Origin of the sequence: Corynebacterium fournieri, assembly GCF_030408775.1 — a bacterium.
GTDB lineage: Bacteria > Actinomycetota > Actinomycetes > Mycobacteriales > Mycobacteriaceae > Corynebacterium > Corynebacterium fournieri.
On record NZ_CP047210.1, the window covers coordinates 2,133,128 to 2,150,011 of the forward strand.

At 67.0% G+C, this 16,884-nt stretch carries 10 protein-coding genes; 7 read left to right on the plus strand and 3 right to left on the minus strand.

Features of this window, described 5'->3' with window-relative positions; all coding sequences use genetic code 11:
- Positions 1-386: 386 nt before the first annotated feature.
- A complete protein-coding gene (locus CFOUR_RS10210; protein ID WP_085957568.1) occupies positions 387-2,213 on the minus strand; it encodes a phosphoenolpyruvate carboxykinase (GTP) in 1,827 nt (608 codons plus the stop codon).
- A gap of 272 nt (positions 2,214-2,485) precedes the next feature.
- Here CFOUR_RS10210 and trmB point away from each other — a divergent pair, with 272 nt between their 5' ends.
- The 7 genes from trmB to CFOUR_RS10245 are packed head-to-tail and all read left to right on the plus strand — an operon-like array spanning position 2,486 to position 10,411.
- Positions 2,486-3,256: a tRNA (guanosine(46)-N7)-methyltransferase TrmB gene (gene trmB / locus CFOUR_RS10215; protein WP_085957569.1), complete on the plus strand. Its 771-nt coding sequence runs from the start codon at positions 2,486-2,488 to the stop codon at positions 3,254-3,256.
- Positions 3,257-3,258: 2 nt separating this feature from the next.
- The gene (locus CFOUR_RS10220) at positions 3,259-3,933 is read left to right on the plus strand and encodes a PIN domain-containing protein (RefSeq protein ID WP_085957570.1); all 675 of its coding nucleotides are present in this window, start codon (positions 3,259-3,261) and stop codon (positions 3,931-3,933) included.
- 12 nt (positions 3,934-3,945) lie between these two features.
- Positions 3,946-6,252, plus strand: a complete 2,307-nt coding sequence (locus CFOUR_RS10225) for an MMPL family transporter (RefSeq protein WP_085957571.1) — start codon at positions 3,946-3,948, stop codon at positions 6,250-6,252.
- Entirely contained in the window at positions 6,242-7,237 is a 996-nt protein-coding gene (locus tag CFOUR_RS10230) for a lysylphosphatidylglycerol synthase transmembrane domain-containing protein (RefSeq protein ID WP_230471798.1), read from the plus strand. Before CFOUR_RS10225 ends, CFOUR_RS10230 begins: the two co-directional genes overlap by 11 nt.
- Before the next feature lie 58 nt (positions 7,238-7,295).
- Positions 7,296-8,747 carry an FAD-binding oxidoreductase gene (locus CFOUR_RS10235; RefSeq protein WP_085957572.1) on the plus strand — a complete coding sequence of 484 codons (1,452 nt, stop codon included), beginning with the start codon at positions 7,296-7,298 and terminating at the stop codon, positions 8,745-8,747.
- Positions 8,748-8,763: 16 nt separating this feature from the next.
- Complete coding sequence (locus CFOUR_RS10240) at positions 8,764-10,050, plus strand: class I SAM-dependent methyltransferase (protein WP_101706441.1); 1,287 nt, start codon at positions 8,764-8,766, stop codon at positions 10,048-10,050.
- 10 nt (positions 10,051-10,060) lie between these two features.
- Entirely contained in the window at positions 10,061-10,411 is a 351-nt protein-coding gene (locus CFOUR_RS10245) for a DUF3054 domain-containing protein (protein WP_230471799.1), read from the plus strand.
- Positions 10,412-10,577: 166 nt separating this feature from the next.
- On the opposite strand, the gene CFOUR_RS10250 is transcribed toward CFOUR_RS10245, so the two are convergent.
- Together CFOUR_RS10250 and pks13 are read right to left on the minus strand one after the other, a co-directional pair.
- Complete coding sequence (locus CFOUR_RS10250; RefSeq protein ID WP_085957574.1) at positions 10,578-12,119, minus strand: acyl-CoA carboxylase subunit beta; 1,542 nt, start codon at positions 12,117-12,119, stop codon at positions 10,578-10,580.
- Complete coding sequence (gene pks13 / locus CFOUR_RS10255) at positions 12,116-16,861, minus strand: polyketide synthase Pks13 (RefSeq protein WP_290179386.1); 4,746 nt, start codon at positions 16,859-16,861, stop codon at positions 12,116-12,118. Before pks13 ends, CFOUR_RS10250 begins: the two co-directional genes overlap by 4 nt.
- Positions 16,862-16,884: the final 23 nt, after the last annotated feature.

Sequence of the window (16,884 nt, forward strand, 5' to 3'; positions counted from 1 at the left end):
CGTGGCGGCATCCTCGAGCCAATCTATAGTCCGTCCGTTATCCGCGTTCCATTTCCTCAACGCCACATCAATGCGGTTACGCATAAGCGGCTCAAACAACGCGATTGTCTCGTACCAAGCGGCCGCCACTGAAACCTGCCAGATGTACAGCGACTCGATCTCGCCTCTACCGACCTCAGCTATAGCCCTCCCGCTTCGGGCTACAACATCAGCCTCATATGCTTGGATCCGAGCACTGCTAAGGCTTCTTACAAGTTCCCCCGCCATACCGATGAGAATAGCGAAAGGCCTGCCAAACGGCAGGCCTTAAGCTTTATTAACAACAGATCCTGTCTGAAGTTTTCCAGCAGCGACGTTACAGCATTACTGCCGTGCTACACAAGCGCCTACTTCGCTGCAGCCTGGACGCGCTCGTCGAGTTTCTTCAGCTGGTCAAAGATCTCCTGCGGCACGCGGGAGCCGAGACCCTCGAGGTAACGGCGGGAGTCCGCGACGTCTTCCTTCCACAGCTCCGGGTCGGCGGTGAGTGCTTCGCGCACGTCCTCGACCGGGGTGTCCAGGCCGGTCAGATCCAGGTCCTCGGCGCGGGCGGTGTAGCCGACCACGGTCTCGTCGGCGTCGACGTTGCCCTCGATGCGGTCGATGACCCACTTGAGCACGCGGGAGTTGTCGCCGAAGCCCGGCCACAGGAAGCGGTCGTCGTCGCCGCGGCGGAACCAGTTGACCAGGAAGATCTCCGGCATGCGGTCGCCGCCCTTTTCGCCCATATCCAGCCAGTGCTGGAAATAGTCGCCCACGTTGTAGCCCATGAACGGCAGCATGGCCATCGGGTCGTGGCGCAGGGAGCCAACCTTGGCTTCCGCGGAGGCGGCGGTCTGGCCGGAGGAGAGCATCGCGCCGATCATGGTGCCGTGCTCCCAGTTGTGGGCCTGCGTGACCAGCGGCACGGTGTCCGGGCGGCGGCCGCCGAAGAGGATGGCGTCGATCTTGACGCCCTGCCAGTCGTTGAACTCCGGTGCGGCGGCCGGGCACTGCTCGATGGCCACGCAGTAGCGGGAGTTCGGGTGGGCGGCCTTGGAGGAGGACTCAGGCGTCCAGTCCTCGCCGCGCCAGTCGATGAGGTGGGCGGGCGCCTCGCCGTCCATGCCCTCCCACCAGACGTCGCCGTCGTCGGTGAGCGCGACGTTGGTGAACAAGACGTTGCCCGGCTCCATGCTGCGCATGGCAATCGGGTTGGAGGCGTAGTTGGTGCCCGGTGCGACACCGAAGAAGCCGTTTTCGGGGTTGACGGCGTACAGGCCGTCTTCACGCAGGTGCATCCAGGCGATGTCGTCGCCGACGACCTCGGCGGTCCAGCCCTCGAGCGTCGGGGTGATCATGGCCAGGTTGGTCTTGCCGCAGGCGGACGGGAAGGCCGCCGCGACGTGGTAGTTCTTGCCCTCCGGCGAGGTGAGCTTGAGAATGAGCATGTGCTCGGCCATCCAGCCCTCTTCCCTGGCCATCACGGATGCGATGCGAAGCGCGTAGCACTTCTTGGCCAGGATGGCGTTGCCGCCGTAGCCGGAGCCGTAGGACCAGATCTCCTTGGTCTCCGGGAACTGGGAGATGTACTTGGTGTCGTTGCACGGCCACGCCACGTCCTCCTGGCCCGGCTCCAGCGGGGCGCCGACGGAGTGCAGGCAGTGCACGAACTTGTCGCCCTCAATCTTTTCCAGGGCCTGGGTGCCCATGCGGGTCATGATGCGCATGGAGAGCACGACGTACGCGGAGTCGGTCAGCTGGACGCCCAGCTTCGGGTCCGGGTCGGAGATGGGGCCCATGCAGAACGGCACGACGTACATGGTGCGCCCGCGCATGGAGCCTTCGAAGTGCTCGAGCATCTCTTCTTTGAGCGCGTCCGGCTTCATCCAGTTGTTGGTCGGGCCTGCGTCCTCTTCGTTTTCGGTGGAAATGAAGGTGCGGGACTCCACCCGGGCGACGTCGGAGGGGTTGGAGCGGGCGAGGAAGGAGTTCGGGCGCTTCTCCTCGTTCAGCTTGATCAGGGTGCCGGACTCGACGAGTTCGGAGGTCAGGCGGTTCCACTCCTCATCGGAGCCGTCGGCGAAAACAACCTTGTCGGGCTGGAAAAGCTCGACCGCCTCGTTGATCCAAGCGATAAGCTGTTCGTTGTCGGTGGGGTTGTTGCCCTCCAGACGCTTAACTTCAGCGGTCATAAGGTTCTCCTTGTTCAACTGGTTATGGCCAGTGCGCGTGCGAAATTCATCGTTGTTGCGCCCCAAGAGTATCGAAACGGGCGTTCATCTGGCCAAAAGTTCCGACCATTTCACGCCCCGTGGATATAACCAGTCGGCCCGAGCACGACCTTTACCGGAAACGGGGGTGGCACGCTACCCCCGTTGCCCGTTCTTGCACCTTTGCTTTGCGACGCCTCCGGGGGTGCCCCGCGGAGCTTGCGTTTGCCCTGTTCATGTGGACAATAAACGTGATGAATAATACTGAAAACACCCGCCCGGGAACGGGCGAATTGCCGGCGGGCCGCCCGCTGCAAACCGAGTTCGACACCGGCCTGGACTACCCGCGCCTCGGTTCCGTGACCTTCCGCCGCGGCACCTTGACGGAGAACCAGGAGGCCCTGTTCGAGGAGCACTGGCCGCGCCTGGGCCGCGTCCTGGCCGCCGGATCGGACGAGCCGATCGACGTCGACGAGTGGTTCGGCCGCTCTGGCCACCCCACCATCGTGGAGATCGGCTCCGGCACCGGCACCTCCACCGCTGCGATGGCACCGCTGGAGGCGGACACCAACGTCATCGCCGTGGAGCTGTACAAGCCGGGGCTGGCCAAGTTGCTCGGCTCGGTGGTGCGCGGCGGCATCGACAACATCCGCATGGTGCGCGGCGACGGCGTGGAGGTACTGGCCCGTATGTTCGGCGAGGAATCCCTCGACGGCGTGCGCGTCTTCTTCCCGGACCCCTGGCCGAAGGCTCGCCACCACAAGCGCCGCATCATCCAGTCCGGCACCTTGAACTTGATCGCCACCCGGTTGAAGCCCGGCGGTGTGCTGCACGTCGCCACGGACCACGCGGGCTACGCCGAGTGGATCGACGAGCTGGTCGACGTGGAGCCGATGCTCGAGTACAAGGGCTGGCCGTGGGCGGACGCACCGTTGCTGACGGACCGCCAGGTCATTACTAAGTTCGAGGGCAAAGGCTTGGACAAGGATCACGTGATCCGCGAGTACCTGTGGGAGAAGAAGTAGCCATGGATCTGCAAGCGCTGTCGCACCCCTACACCCCCGGCGCGCCCGCCGGCCCGGAAAGCTACCTGCTGGTGTGGGACGCCCCGAACCTGGATATGGGCCTCGGCGCGATCCTCGGCGGGCGCCCGACCGCGGCGCACCGCCCGCGTTTCGACGCCATCGGCCGCTGGCTCATCGACGCCGCCGAGGACCGCTCCGACGAGCTCGGCCGCGACATCGAGCCGGAGGCGACGGTGTTCACCAACGTCGCGGCCTCCGGCGCCGACGCGATCCGCCCGTGGGTGGAAGCGCTGCGCAACGTCGGTTTCGCCGTATTTGCCAAGCCGAAGAGCGACGAGGATTCGGACGTGGACCAGGACATGCTGGCCCACATCGAGCGCCGGCGCGAGGAGGGCGTGCTCCAGGGCGTCGTCGTGGCCTCGGCGGACGGGCAGAACTTCCAGGAGCCGCTGCTCGAGCTCATCGACGCCGGCATCCCGGTCACCGTCCTCGGCTTCCACGAGCACGCCTCCTGGGCCGTCAACTCGCCTGAGGTGGACTTCGTGGACCTGGAGGACATTCCGGGCGTGTTCCAGAACCCGTTGCCGCGTGTGAACCTGGACAAGCTGCCGGACGGCGGCGCCTGGCTGCAGCCGTTCCGCCCGCTGAAGTCCCTGCTGCGCAACACGCGCGACTAAGGGGGCGAGAAGGTGTTCTACAAGTGGGGCCGTTTCGCCTACCGCCACCGCCGCATCATCCCTGTGGTGGTCATCGTGCTCATCCTGGCCATGCAGGTGCTCTTCGGCTCCAAGCTGGGCGAGCGCCTCTCCCAGGAGGGCTGGGAGGACCCGGGCGCGGACTCGACCACTGCCGCGACGATTGAGCAGGACACGTTCGGCCGCGACAACTCGGGCGACGTGATTGTGCTGGTCAGCGCCCCAGATGGGGTAGATAACCAAGAGCTCACAGACGCCGCGAACCGCCAAATCAGCGGCCTGCGCGAGCAGTTCCCCGACGAAATCGACCACATCACCAACTACTTCGAGCGCCCCAACCCGCAGATGGTCAACGGCGACCACACCAAGGCCTTCGCCGCGATCGGGCTGAAGGGCGACGGCGAGCAAACCCTCAAAGACCTGCGCACCATCAAACCGGCGCTCGAAGCGATAGAGCTGCCCAGCGCAACCGTCCAGGTCGCAGGCGCCACCGCGGTCGCCGACGCGCTGGACGAAGGCATGACAAACGACATCGCGCGCGCCGAAAAGGTCGGCCTCGTGTTCGTCGCCGCCATCTTGTTGTTCGTCTTCGGCGGTGTGGTGGCTGCAGCGATGCCGCTGATCGTGGGCGTTTTGTCCATCATCGGCTCCCTGTCGCTGCTGGCGGTGCTGGCGCAGTTCCAGCAGGTCAACATCTTCTCCCAGTCCATCATCACGCTTCTGGGCCTGGGTCTGGCCATCGACTACGGCCTGTTCATGGTCTCGCGCTTCCGCGAAGAGCTGGACCGCGGCCGCGGCATCGAGGAGGCTGTGGCGGTGACCACCAACACCGCCGGCAAGACGGTCTTCTTCTCCGCCTTGATGGTGGGGGTTGCCCTGTCAGGGCTGCTGATGTTCCCGCAGGCCTTCCTCAAATCCGTCGCCTACGGCGCGATGAGCGCGGTGCTGCTCGCCGCCGTGATCTCGGTGGCGGTGCTGCCGGCCATGTTCGGCATGCTCGGCAAGAAGATCGACGTCCTTTCCGTGCGCCGACGTCGCCCCCGCGGCGGCGATGAAAAAGCCTTCGAAGACACTGTCTGGTACAAGCTGCCCAGCTGGGCGATGCGCCACGCCAAGGCTGTCGTGGTCGGCTGCGCGGCGCTACTGCTGCTGCTCACCGTGCCGATGGTCGGCATCACCTTCGGCGGCATCAACGAGACCTACCTGCCGCCCGACCAGCACACCCGCCAGGCCCAGAACGAATTCAACGAGGAGTTCCCCGCCTTCCGCACCGATCCCGTCAAGCTCGTGGTCACCGGCGCGGACAACCAGCAGCTGGTGGACATCGTGGTGCAGACCCGCCAGGTCGAGGGCCTCGCCGGGCCGCTGAAGCCCGCCCACGCCACGCAGGACGGCACGACGGTGCTCTCCGCCCCGCTTGCGGATCGCACTGAAAGCGCGGACGTCGTCAAGCAACTGCGCGACATCGAAGCACCAGAAGGCGTGCAGACGTACGTTTCCGGCACCCCCGCCATGGAGGTCGAATCCATCGAAGCGCTGCTCAAGCGGCTGCCGTGGATGGCCCTGTACATGGTGATTGCCACCTTCCTGCTCATGGCGCTGGTGTTCGGCTCCGTGATCCTGCCGGCGAAGGCCGTGATCATGAACGTCCTCGGCATCGGCGCCACGCTCGGCTTCCTCACCGCCGTGTTCGTCGACGGCGTCGGCGCGGGCGCGCTGAACTTCACCCCGGGACCACTGATGAGCCCGATCTTGGTGCTGATCATCGCGATCCTCTACGGCCTGTCCACGGACTACGAAGTCTTCCTCGTCTCTCGCATGGTGGAAGCGCGCCAAGATGGCGCCAGCACCGACGAGGCCATCAAACGCGGCACCGCCCACACCGGCGGCATCATCACCGCCGCAGCCGCCATCATGATCGTGGTCGCCGCCGCGTTCGCCCTGTCCGACATCGTGATGATGAAGTACATCGCCTACGGCATGATCTTCTCGCTAGCTCTCGACGCCACGGTGATCCGCCTCCTGTTCGTCCCCGCCGTGATGCACCTGCTGCGCGAGGACAGCTGGTGGGCGCCGCGCTGGGTCAACCGCGCCGCCGGTTCCTTCGGCAGTGGCTCGGGCGTATCTGCGCCTCCCTCTGACGAGCGCCCCATCGCCGACATGGTGCCCGACACCCAACCCGGCCGCGCCGGAGTGAGCGTGACCGAAAACGCCTCGCTGGTGCCGTTTAGCGACCTCATGCGCGACCTAGAACAGCGCCGCGCCATCGAGCAGCTGAAGAAGAAGGAACTTGAGCGCTAGCAACGTCCGCCAGTGGGTGCGCTGGCTCGCCCCCGTGGCCGTCATGGCTGCGGTGCTGGTGATCCTGCGCGACGAGATGCCGTTTTTCGGGGAGGCGTGGCAGGCTGTCGGGGAGGCGCAGACAGGCCCGCTGCTGGCCGCGGTGGCCACGGCGGTGCTGTCGCTGGCCGCGATGGCCGGGGTGATGCAGATCCTGCTCAACGTGGAAGGTCGCATCACCGGGGTGGCGCGCACCAACGCGATCACCTACGCCTCCAACGCCTGGTCCACAACGGTGCCGGGCGGGCCGGCGATTTCCGCGTGGCTGACGTTTCGGGTGCACCGCACCTGGGGGGCGTCCGTGGGGCTGTGCGGCTGGTTCTTCGTGGTCTCCGGGGCGTTGTCCACGGTATGGATGGTGCTCATCGGCGTCGTCGCCGTAGCGCTGCTGGGCGCGGAGCTGTCCGTGTGGTCGCTGGTGGGCACGCTCGGTGCCGCGGTCGCGACGATCGGCGCGGTGTTCTGGGCGACCCTGCACCCGGCTGTGCTCAAACGGTGGGTGCGCTATCTGCCCGAGAAGGTCCGCGGGCGCGTGGTGGACGTGATTGACCAGGTTTCCGCCATCCGCATCTCCGCGCCGGCGTTCTTCGGGGCCGCGGCGCTGTCTCTGGCCAACCGGCTGTTGGACCTGGCCACCATGGTCTTCGCGGTGCAGGCGGTTGCGCCGGCCGGAATCTCGCTGCCGAGCGTGTGCCTGGCGTTCATCATGACCAAGTTGGCCGGATCCGCCCAGGTCACCCCCGGCGGGCTCGGCACCGTGGAGCCGGTGGCGGTGGGCATGCTCGTCGCCGGCGGGCTCCCGCTGGCAGCCGCGACGGCCGCGACGGTGGTCTACCGGGCGGTGTCGTTCGTGCTGATTACGGCCATCGGGTGGGTCATCTACGCCGCCGTGTACGCGGGGCGCGGCTTTATGGTCGGGCGCCCGTCCGCTGGCGAAACCGTTTGATCTGGCGTGACGTTTTATCTTGCGCGCGGTGCGCAACTTGGGTCTAAGGTGGCCCTACATGAGCGTTTCCAGGATGTTTTACGGTCGCAGCGTTGATTTTGAACGTGTCGTGCCCGTCGGCTGGCACGCGCACGAAGAGGGGGTTGCCGCGCTCCTGGAAAGCTTCCGACGGGTGCCAGACGGACAGCGAGTGCGCCTGGCCAAGAAGACGTCGAACCTTTTCCGCTCCCGCGACGCTGGAAGCGCCGGGCTCGACGTGGCGGGCCTGCGCAGCGTCATCGCCGTCGACCCGGTGACGAAAACCGCCGACGTGCAGGGCATGTGCACCTACGAAGACCTCGTCGACGCGACCCTGCCGTATGGCCTCGTGCCACTTGTGGTGCCGCAGCTGAAAACCATCACGCTCGGCGGCGCCGTCTCCGGCATGGGCGTGGAGTCCACCTCCTTCCGCAACGGCCTGCCGCACGAATCCGTGCTCGAGATGGACGTGTTGGTCGGCACCGGCGACATCGTCACCTGTTCTCGCGAGGACAACGTCGCGCTCTTCCGCGCGTTCCCGAACTCGTATGGCTCACTCGGCTACGCGGTGCGCCTCACCATCGAGCTCGAGGAGGTCGCGCCGTTCATCGAGCTCCAGCACGTGCGTTACGACGACCTCACGGCCTTCCAGGACGCCCTGGCCGACGCCGCCGCCACCGGCGAGTGGGGCGGACGCGCCCTGCTCGGCCTCGACGCCGTCGCGTTTTCCCCCACCGAGCAGTACCTCGTCTGCGCCTTCCAGGTGGGCGAGGCGCCGGGAACCTCCGACTACACGCGCGACGCCGTGTACTACCGCTCGCTGCAGCACCCGTCCGGCGTGCACCACGACTTCCTCACCATCCGCGATTACATCTGGCGCTGGGACACCGACTGGTTCTGGTGCTCTCGCGCCTTCGGCACCCAGAACCCCAAGGTGCGCAAGCTCTGGCCGCGCGAGCTGCGTCGCAGCGCGTTCTACTGGAAGCTCGTGGGCCTGGACAAGAAGTACGACCTGGAGTACCGGTTCCTGAAGAAGCCGAAGGGCCTGCCGCGCACTGAGCGCGTCGTGCAAGACATCGAGGTGCGCGACACGCAGGTCGCCGAGTTCCTCGAATGGTTCTTCCAGGCCAGCGACATCGAGCCGGTTTGGCTGTGTCCGATCCGGCTGCGGGACGGCGTCGACACGCTCGCTGGCGTCGGACTCGACGAGGAGGCGCCGTGGCCGCTCTACCCTCTCGAGCCGGCGACGACGTGGGTGAACGTCGGCTTCTGGTCCGGTGTCCCGGAAGTGGAGCCGGGGGCTTTTAACAAGGTCATCGAGCGGAAGGTCTCAGACCTTGGCGGGCACAAGTCCCTGTACTCGGAGGCGTTCTACGACCGCGCCGAGTTCGAGCGCCTCTACGGCGGGGACCTGCCGGAGCGGATGAAGGCCCAGTACGACCCGGGCCGACGCTTCCCCGGCCTCTACGAAAAGACAGTGGAAAACGCGTAGGAGAATGACCATGCAGATGACCGTGGCGGATATCGTCGACACCCTCTTCCCCGCTGGCACCCCATTCAAGTGGGAAGCCTTCGACGGCTCATCAACGGGACCGGCGGATGCCAAGCACACTGTGAAGGTGAACAGCCCCGGGGGCCTGTCCTACATTGTCACCCACCCCGGCGACGTCGGCCTCGCCCGCGCCTGGGTCACCGATGGCTTGGCGGTTGAAGGCGCGCACCTCGCGCACCCCTACGACGTCTTCGACGACATGCGCACCCTCTACAACAACCACAAGCGCCCCAACCCGCGCGAGCTCGTCCGAATCGCGCGCGCCCTGCGCTCCATGGGCGCACTGCAGATCCAGCCAATCCCGGAGGCGGAGCAAGCGTCCTGGCTTGAGCGCACAATCCGCCAGGGCCTCGCCCCGCACTCGAAGGAACGCGACGCCCAGGTCATTTCGTCCCACTACGACGTGGGCAACGACTTCTACGAGCTGTTCCTCGGCGACTCCATGGCCTACACCTGCGCCTACTACCCCACCCCGGACGCCACGCTCGACGAGGCGCAGGAAAACAAGTTCCGCCTCGTCTTTGAAAAGATGAACCTCAAGCCCGGCGACAAGCACCTCGACGTCGGCTGCGGCTGGGGCTCCATGGTGCGTTACGCAGCCCGCCGGGGCGTGAAGTCCCTGGGCGTTACCCTGTCGAAGGAGCAAGCCGAGTGGGCGCAGGCGAAGATCAAGGAGGAGGGCCTCGAGGACCTCGCGGAGGTGCGCTTCTTGGACTACCGCGACGTCACCGAGACCGGCTTCGACGGCATCTCTTCAATCGGTCTGCTTGAGCACATCGGGGTGAAGAATTTCGCCTCGTACTTTGAGTTCCTCGCCGGCAAGCTGCGCCCGGGTGGCGTGATGGTCAACCACTGCATCACCTACCCGGACAACCACAAGACGCCGCAGGGCGACTTCATCAACCGCTACATCTTCCCGGACGGCGAGCTCACCGGCTCCGGCACGATCATCCACGAGATGCAGGACCACGGCTTCGAAGTCTTCCACGAGGAAAACATCCGCTTCGACTACATGCGCACGCTGCACGACTGGTGCGAGAACCTCAAGGCCAATTGGGACGAGGCAGTCGCGCTCGTCGGCGAGAACACCGCCAAGCTGTGGGGAATGTACATGGCGGGCTCCGAATGGGGTTTCGAGCACGACGTCGTGGAGCTGCACCAGGTCGTGGGCATCAAGCTTGCTAGCGACGGCTCCCGCGCCGGCACACCTGAGCGCCGGTGGTGGAACGACTCGGTGTTCTAGAATGGCTGGCATGCGCAACACCATCTCCAAGCCCTACGCCATCGCCGCCGACTACGTCGCCATCGCGGTGTTTGCCCTGCTCGCCCGCGCCGCCCACCAGACCGAGGAGATGCCGTTCAACTTCACCGGCTGGCTGTCCACCCTGTGGCCGTTTGCCCTGGGGGTCACGCTGGGTTGGCTGATCACGCGCAAGGACAACGGCGGGGTCATCTGGATCGTCACCGTGGTCACCGGCCTGGTCATCTGGGGCATCCGCAACCAGGACATCCCCCACTGGTCCTTCATCGTGGTCGCCACGGTGATGTCCGCGCTGCTTATGCTCGGCTGGCGCAGCGCGGCGAAACTCGTGCGCAAAAACTAAAACGCACCTGCCAAACAAGGCGGGTGCGCGGGCTGCCGGCGGGCTAGAAGCCGATGCCGAAGTTCCAGGCCGGGTCGCCGGTCTGGATGCCGTTGACGAACCAGACAAGCATGCTGATGAGGTCGCCGACGATGTCGAGGGTGGAAGAGAGCATGGGAAAACCTTTCTAGAGGGGGCTAATGGTGTGTTTCTTCGGCAAGTCGAATTCCTGCTTGGAGGCTAGCTGCCGAAGGGCTCGTCGCAAAGCGACGCGGGTCTGCGAGGGCTCAATCATCTGGTCGATGTAACCGCGCTCCGCCGCGACGTACGGCGAGGTCATCTCGGCGTCGTAGAAGTCCATGAACATCTTCTTCATGGCCTCGCGCTGCGCCGGGTCCTCGATGGCCGCGAGCTGCTTGCCCTGCAGCATCACCACCGCCGCCGACGAACCCATCACCGCGATCTGGGCGGTGGGCCACGCCAGGTTGATGTCGCCGTTGAGGTTCTTCGACCCCATCACCGCGTACGCGCCGCCGTAGGCCTTGCGCACGACCAGCGTCACCTTCGGCACGGTGGCCTCCACCCCAGCAAAGGCGAACTTCGCGCCGCGGTGGATCAGCCCCTCGCGCTCCTGGTCCACGCCCGGCAGGTAGCCCGGGGTGTCCACGACGTAGACAACGGGGATGTTGTAGGCATCGCAGGTGCGGATGAAACGCGCGCCCTTGTCGGCGGCGTCCGCGTCGATGCAGCCCGCGGCGTACATCGGGTTGTTGGCCACGAACCCGACGGCGCGGCCGTCGATGCGCCCGAACGCGCAGATCAGGTTTTCCGCGTAGCCGGCCTGCACCTCAACCAGGTCCTCGTCGTCACCCAGCTGCACGAGCAGGTCCATCATGTCGTAGCCGGCGTTGGTGTCGTCCGGCATGAAGGTGTCCAGGGCGGTGTCGTCGAGGTCCTCGTCCGCCTGCGCCGCGACGACGGGTGCCGCGTCGAACGTGGACGTCGGCAGGTGCGCGAGCAGGTCCTTGACGTAGTCGAAAGCGTCCTCCTCGGAGGCGACCACGGCCTGGATGTTGCCGGCCGCCTCCTGCACGCGCGCGCCGCCGAGCTCGGCGGAGGTGATGTCCTCGCCGGTGACCTCGCGGATCACGTTCGGGCCGGTGACGTACATTTCGGACTCGCCCTCGACCGCGACGACGAAGTCGGTGGTCACTGGGGCGTAGACGGCGCCACCGGCGGACTTGCCCAGCATGATGGAGATCTGCGGCACACGCCCGGACAGTGGCAGCTGGCGCTTGGCAATCTCGGAGTACATCGCCAACGACGTCACCGCGTCTTGGATGCGCGCGCCGCCGGAGTCCTGGATGCCGATCACGGGGCAGGAGATCTTGATGGCAAACTCCATCACCTCGGTGACCTTGCGCCCGAACGTCACGCCGACAGAGCCGCCGTAGACGGTTTTGTCGTGGGCGTAAACGGCGACCGGGCGGCCGTCGATGCGCCCGTAGCCGGTGACCACGCCGTCGGAGTACACCGCGTCGGGGTCGCCGGGGGTGCGTGCCAGCGCCCCGATTTCGACGAAGGAGCCTTCGTCCAGCAGCGCGTCGATGCGCTGGCGCGGGGTGGTGCGCCCGGCGTCGTCGCGGCGCTTGCGGGAGCGCTCGGAGCCGGGGTCCTGCGCCTTGTCCAGGCGCTCGCGCAGGTCGGCGAGTTTGTCTGCGGTACTCATCGCTTCCCTTCGATCCATGCGTTCATGTGCTTGCCGACGATCCCCACCGCCGGCTCGTCCACCACCGCGAGGTGGTCGCCGGGCAGGTGGACGATAGTCAGGTCGTCCACGATAGCGCCCCAGCCGCCGTCCTCGTCGATGTGCGCGTAGTTCGGCTCGAGCTGGATCGCACCGTCGTGCATGCGCTCGGCGCGGAACAGCAGTACCGGCACCTCAACGTCGGCCCAGCGGGTGAAGTCCAGGTGGTTGAGGATCTGGTTGTCCACGAAGCTGGCCCGCTGGTGCTCCAACACGCCGGCCGCCAGTCCGTGCTCGGAGGCGTCGGTGGTGGCGAGAAACTCGGTGAGCATCTGTAGCAGCGCGTCCTCGCCGGCGGTTTCGAGCAGCTCGTAGGGCACCTCGAAGTCCAGCCCGTACGTCTCCTTGGCAAAGGCGGCGTAGCGGCCCCAGCGCGCCTTCGTTTCCTCGAGCGTGTCCGGGATCGGCTCGGACGGCTGGGTGGTGTCCAACAGCGCGATGAACTCGATGCGCTCGTTGCCCAGCTGGTGCGCAACCTCGTAGGCCAGCGCGCCGCCGAACGACCAGCCGGCCAGCACGACCTTGCGCTCGCCTGCGATCTGTTCGATGTCGCGGACGTACTGCGCTGCGCGCTCCTCCAGCGAGCCTTCGAGGCGCTCCACGCCGTAGACCGGCACATCGTCGTTCAAGCGGCGTGCGAGCGGGGCATAGACTGACGACGACCCACCTGCCGGGTGGAACACGAACACCGGGGGCGGTCCTCCTGCTTCGGCCCCATCCGGTTGATTGAAGACGCGGATGTTGCCGTCCACAGGCGTCTCCAGGCCCTCGCGGACTTTGTTCGCCAGCGGCTCGAGCGTCTCGGCGGCGCGCACGTCGGCGGCGGTGACCTCGATGCCGGAGCGCTCCGTCAGGTGCGCGGCGATCTCGCCGGCCTGCTCGTCGGTGATCTCCGGCAGCGGCGACGTCACTCCGGCCGCGGCGGCACCGGCGTGCTTCGCCCAAGCACCGAAGACCATGCGTTCCGACGCGTCGCGCGGCGCAACACCAACGCCCTGCGCCTTTTCGGCGGCGGCCGCCGGGTCGCGGGCGTCGTTGTTTTCCGCCATCGGCTGCGGCGCGTCCGACTTGCCGGCGACGGCGTCTTCGACGATGCGGATCACGTCGGCGACGGAGGCGTCGCGAAGCGTCTGCACCTGCAACGGCGGGATCTGGAAGTCATTTTCCACGCGGTTTTTGATGCGCATGCCCATCAGGGAGTCGAGGCCGAGGTCGATCAGCGGCAGCTCGTCGGGCAGGTCCGCGGCGTCGTAGCCCATGGACTCGGAGACGATGTCGCGCAGGCGGTCCTCCACCGACTCGCCGGAGTTGGGGTCCCAACGCACGGCATCGTCGGTGTCGTTGATGTTTTCCTCGGAGGCGTCGAACACCGAAGGTTCGTCGTCAAGCGGTTGCTCCATGACCCCTTGCACCGGCGCCCGCTCGATGGTGGAGGCGAAGCCCTCTGCCACCAGCGCAGAACCGTCGTACACCTTGACGGACACCCCGCCCAGCGAGGACGCGACCACCGTGGTCACCTCGCCGTCAGCGGGCAGGTAGCCATGCTCCTCGGTAGCCACCACGCGCGCCCCGGGGGCGACCTCCGCAGCGGCGGATTCGATGAGCTGGTGCGGGCTGAAGATCTGGTCCGCGGCGGTGGCGAACGCCACCTCGCCGCCAGGCAGCGTCACGCGCGAGCCCAACAGCGAGGCACGCGAGGACGACGGGCGCGCCGGCGTCCAGTGGTCCACCTGCTTGAACGCGGTCTTCGGCGCCTGCACCACGCGCCCATCGCCGTAGAACGCGCCGAAATCCACCGGCATGCCGCCGACGTACAGCTTCGCGGCCAGGTCCAGCAGGGACTCCAGCTCGTCCACCTTGCGCTTGGTGGTGTAGAGCAGCTGGGCGTCGGGCTTGCCGGAGGCGAACGCGGTGTTCATCATGCCCATCAGCGCCACCGGGTTCGGGGTGACTTCCACCAGCGTGGTGTGTCCTGCCGCGAAGGCCGCCTCGGTGGCGTCCTGGAAGTACACCGGCTGGCGGGTCATGCGCAGGAAGTAGGCGTCGTCGTGGACGATCTGGCCGGGCTGGTACACCTCGCCACGGTCCACGGAGGAAAACAGCGGCACGGTCAGCGGCTTGGCTTTAACACCTGCGATTTCGCCGGCGAGGTCGCCCATGATCGGGTCGAGGGCGCTGGTGTGGCCGGCGCCGCGCACGTTGAGCTTGCGCGCGAACTTCTCCTCGGCCTCCAGCGTGGCCACGAGGTAGTCGACGGCCTTGCCCGGCCCGCCGACGGTGGTCATGCCGGGGCCTGCGTACACGGCCGGCTCAACACCCGCCGCCTGCGCATGCGTGGCGACGAACTCCGCCAGGTCATCCCGCGACAACTCCACAACCGCCATCGCGCCTTCCTGGTCGGTGCCGGCGATCATGGCCTCGCCCTCGCCCATCAGGCGGGCGCGGGTGGTGGCGATGAGGATGCAGTCCTCCGCGCTCAAACCGCCGGCGCCGTAGGCCGCGGCGATCTCACCCATGGACATGCCCATCGTCGCGGCGGGGGTGATGCCGGCGGCGGCGAGCAGGTCGGTCTGGGCGATCTGGATGGCGGTGATGGTGACCTGGCCGTTTTCGGTGTCGTAGGTCAGCTCGTCGTTGTCGATGATCTCCAGGGCGGACCAGCCGGCCTGGAACTGGATCATCTCATCCAACTCGCGCATGCGGCGCGCGAACAGCGGGGAGCGCGCGATGAGTTCCTTGGCCATCTTGCGGTGCTGGGAGCCGAAGCCGGAGTAGACGAACACCGGCCCCATCGGCGTGGGCGCGTCGGCGGCGGCGATGCCGGGACCGATCTTGCCGTCGGCGACCTGGCGCAGGCGGCGCACGGCTTCCTCGACGCCAGTCGCCTGCACAACGGCGGCGGAGCGACCGTGGTTGCGCTTGGCCAGGGAGCGCGCCACCGGGATCAGGTCCTCGTCGGCGCGGCCTTCGAGGAAGTCCGCCAGGTACCCGGCGGCTTCCTTGCGGCGCGACGGCAGCAGGCCGGTCACCGGCAGCGCGGCCGTTGCCACGCCCTCGAACGCCGGCGCCGCCTCGGGGGCATCGGAATCTGCCAGGTCGTAGTCGGCCGGGTCGTAGTCGGCCACCACCACGTGCGCGTTCGTGCCGCCGAACCCGAAGCCGGAGACGCCGGCGACGCGGCGGCCGGAGTAGCGCGGCCACTCGCGCGGGTCCTGGACGACCTCGATGCGCTCGGCGTCGAAGTCGACGTAGTGGTTCGGGCCGGAGAAGTTGATGGACTCGGGGATGGTGTCGTGCTTGAGCGCCTCGAGCACCTTGATCATTGCCACCACACCGGCGGCAGATTCAGAGTGTCCGATGTTGGACTTCGCCGAGCCCAGCAGCAACGGCGCCTGTGCGTCGCGCCCGCGGCCGAGCACCTCGCCCAGCGCGGTCGCCTCGATCGGGTCGCCCAGGATGGTGCCGGTGCCGTGGGCCTCGACCAAGTCCACCTCGTGCGGGTCCACGCCGGCGTCAGCGTAGGCGCGGCGCAGCACGTCCACCTGCGCTTCCGGGTTCGGGGCGGTCAGGCCGTTGGAGTGGCCGTCGGAGTTCGTCGCCGTGCCCTTGATCACCGCCAGGATGTCGTCGCCGTCGCGCACCGCGTCCTCGACGCGCTTGAGCACGACGAATCCGGCGGCGTCGGCGCGGACGATGCCGTCGGCGTCGTCGGAAAAGGCGTGGATGCGCCCGGTCGGCGAGATCACGCCCAGCTCCGAAAACGCCAGGGAGGCAAACGGGTTGGCCAGGATGTTCACACCGCCAGCCAGCGCGACGTCTGCTTCGCCGTCGCGAAGCGCGCGCACCGCGTGGTGGACGCTCACCAGCGACGACGAGCACGCCGTGTCCACGTTCATGGAGGGGCCGCGGAAGTCGAACGCGTAGCTGATCCGGTTCGGGATCACCGCGGAGGACGCGCCGGTCAGCGCGTAGGGGTGCGCCTCGTTCGGGTCGGCGGCGATGAGCATGCCGTAGTCGTTGTTGGACGAGCCCACGAACACGCCCACCGGCGCGCCGCGCAGCTCGCTCGGCGCCAGGCCAGCGTCTTCGAGCGCCTCCCACGCCACCTCGAGCATGATGCGCTGCTGCGGGTCCATGTTCTGCGCTTCAAGCGGGGAGATGCCGAAGAACTCGTGGTCGAAGGACGCGATGCCGTCCATGTACCCGCCGTTGGTGTTCTCCTCGGCCATTTTGGTGCGCACGACCGGATCGCCTAAGTATTCATCCCAGCGCATGGGAGGAAGTGGGCCGGTGGCGGAACGGCCGTCGAGAAGCATCTGCCAGAACTCGTCGTTGTTGCGCGCGCCCGGGAAGCGCCCCGCGGAGCCCACGACCGCGATGTCGTGGGTTGCGGGGGTGGCAGTTGCTTGACGACGCACCACCTCCGGCGCCTCCTGCTTCGACGCGAGCAGCGCCTTCGCCAGCGCCGCGACGGTCGGGTACTGGTACGCGATGGTGGGGTCCACCCGGCGGCCGAGGAGCTGCTCCAGCTCGCCGGAGAGGATCACCGCGTCGCGGGATGCCAGGCCGTAGGTTTCGAGCGGCGTGGTCGGGTCCACCGAGTCGACGCCCGTGGCGCGCTGGACCCAACTGGTGAGCCACTGGATCAGTTCATGCTCGTTCATAACAGTTCAGACTATCGGCCTTG

Excerpts from the sequence above, each read along its gene's own strand:
- trmB (WP_085957569.1), top strand. The coding sequence starts at position 2,486 with ATGAATAATACTGAAAACACCCGCCCGGGAACGGGCGAATTGCCGGCG.
- CFOUR_RS10210 (WP_085957568.1), bottom strand. The coding sequence starts at position 2,213 with ATGACCGCTGAAGTTAAGCGTCTGGAGGGCAACAACCCCACCGACAAC.
- pks13 (WP_290179386.1), bottom strand. The coding sequence starts at position 16,861 with ATGAACGAGCATGAACTGATCCAGTGGCTCACCAGTTGGGTCCAGCGC.
- CFOUR_RS10250 (WP_085957574.1), bottom strand. The coding sequence starts at position 12,119 with ATGAGTACCGCAGACAAACTCGCCGACCTGCGCGAGCGCCTGGACAAG.
- CFOUR_RS10220 (WP_085957570.1), top strand. The coding sequence starts at position 3,259 with ATGGATCTGCAAGCGCTGTCGCACCCCTACACCCCCGGCGCGCCCGCC.
- CFOUR_RS10235 (WP_085957572.1), top strand. The coding sequence starts at position 7,296 with ATGAGCGTTTCCAGGATGTTTTACGGTCGCAGCGTTGATTTTGAACGT.
- CFOUR_RS10240 (WP_101706441.1), top strand. The coding sequence starts at position 8,764 with ATGACCGTGGCGGATATCGTCGACACCCTCTTCCCCGCTGGCACCCCA.
- CFOUR_RS10245 (WP_230471799.1), top strand. The coding sequence starts at position 10,061 with ATGCGCAACACCATCTCCAAGCCCTACGCCATCGCCGCCGACTACGTC.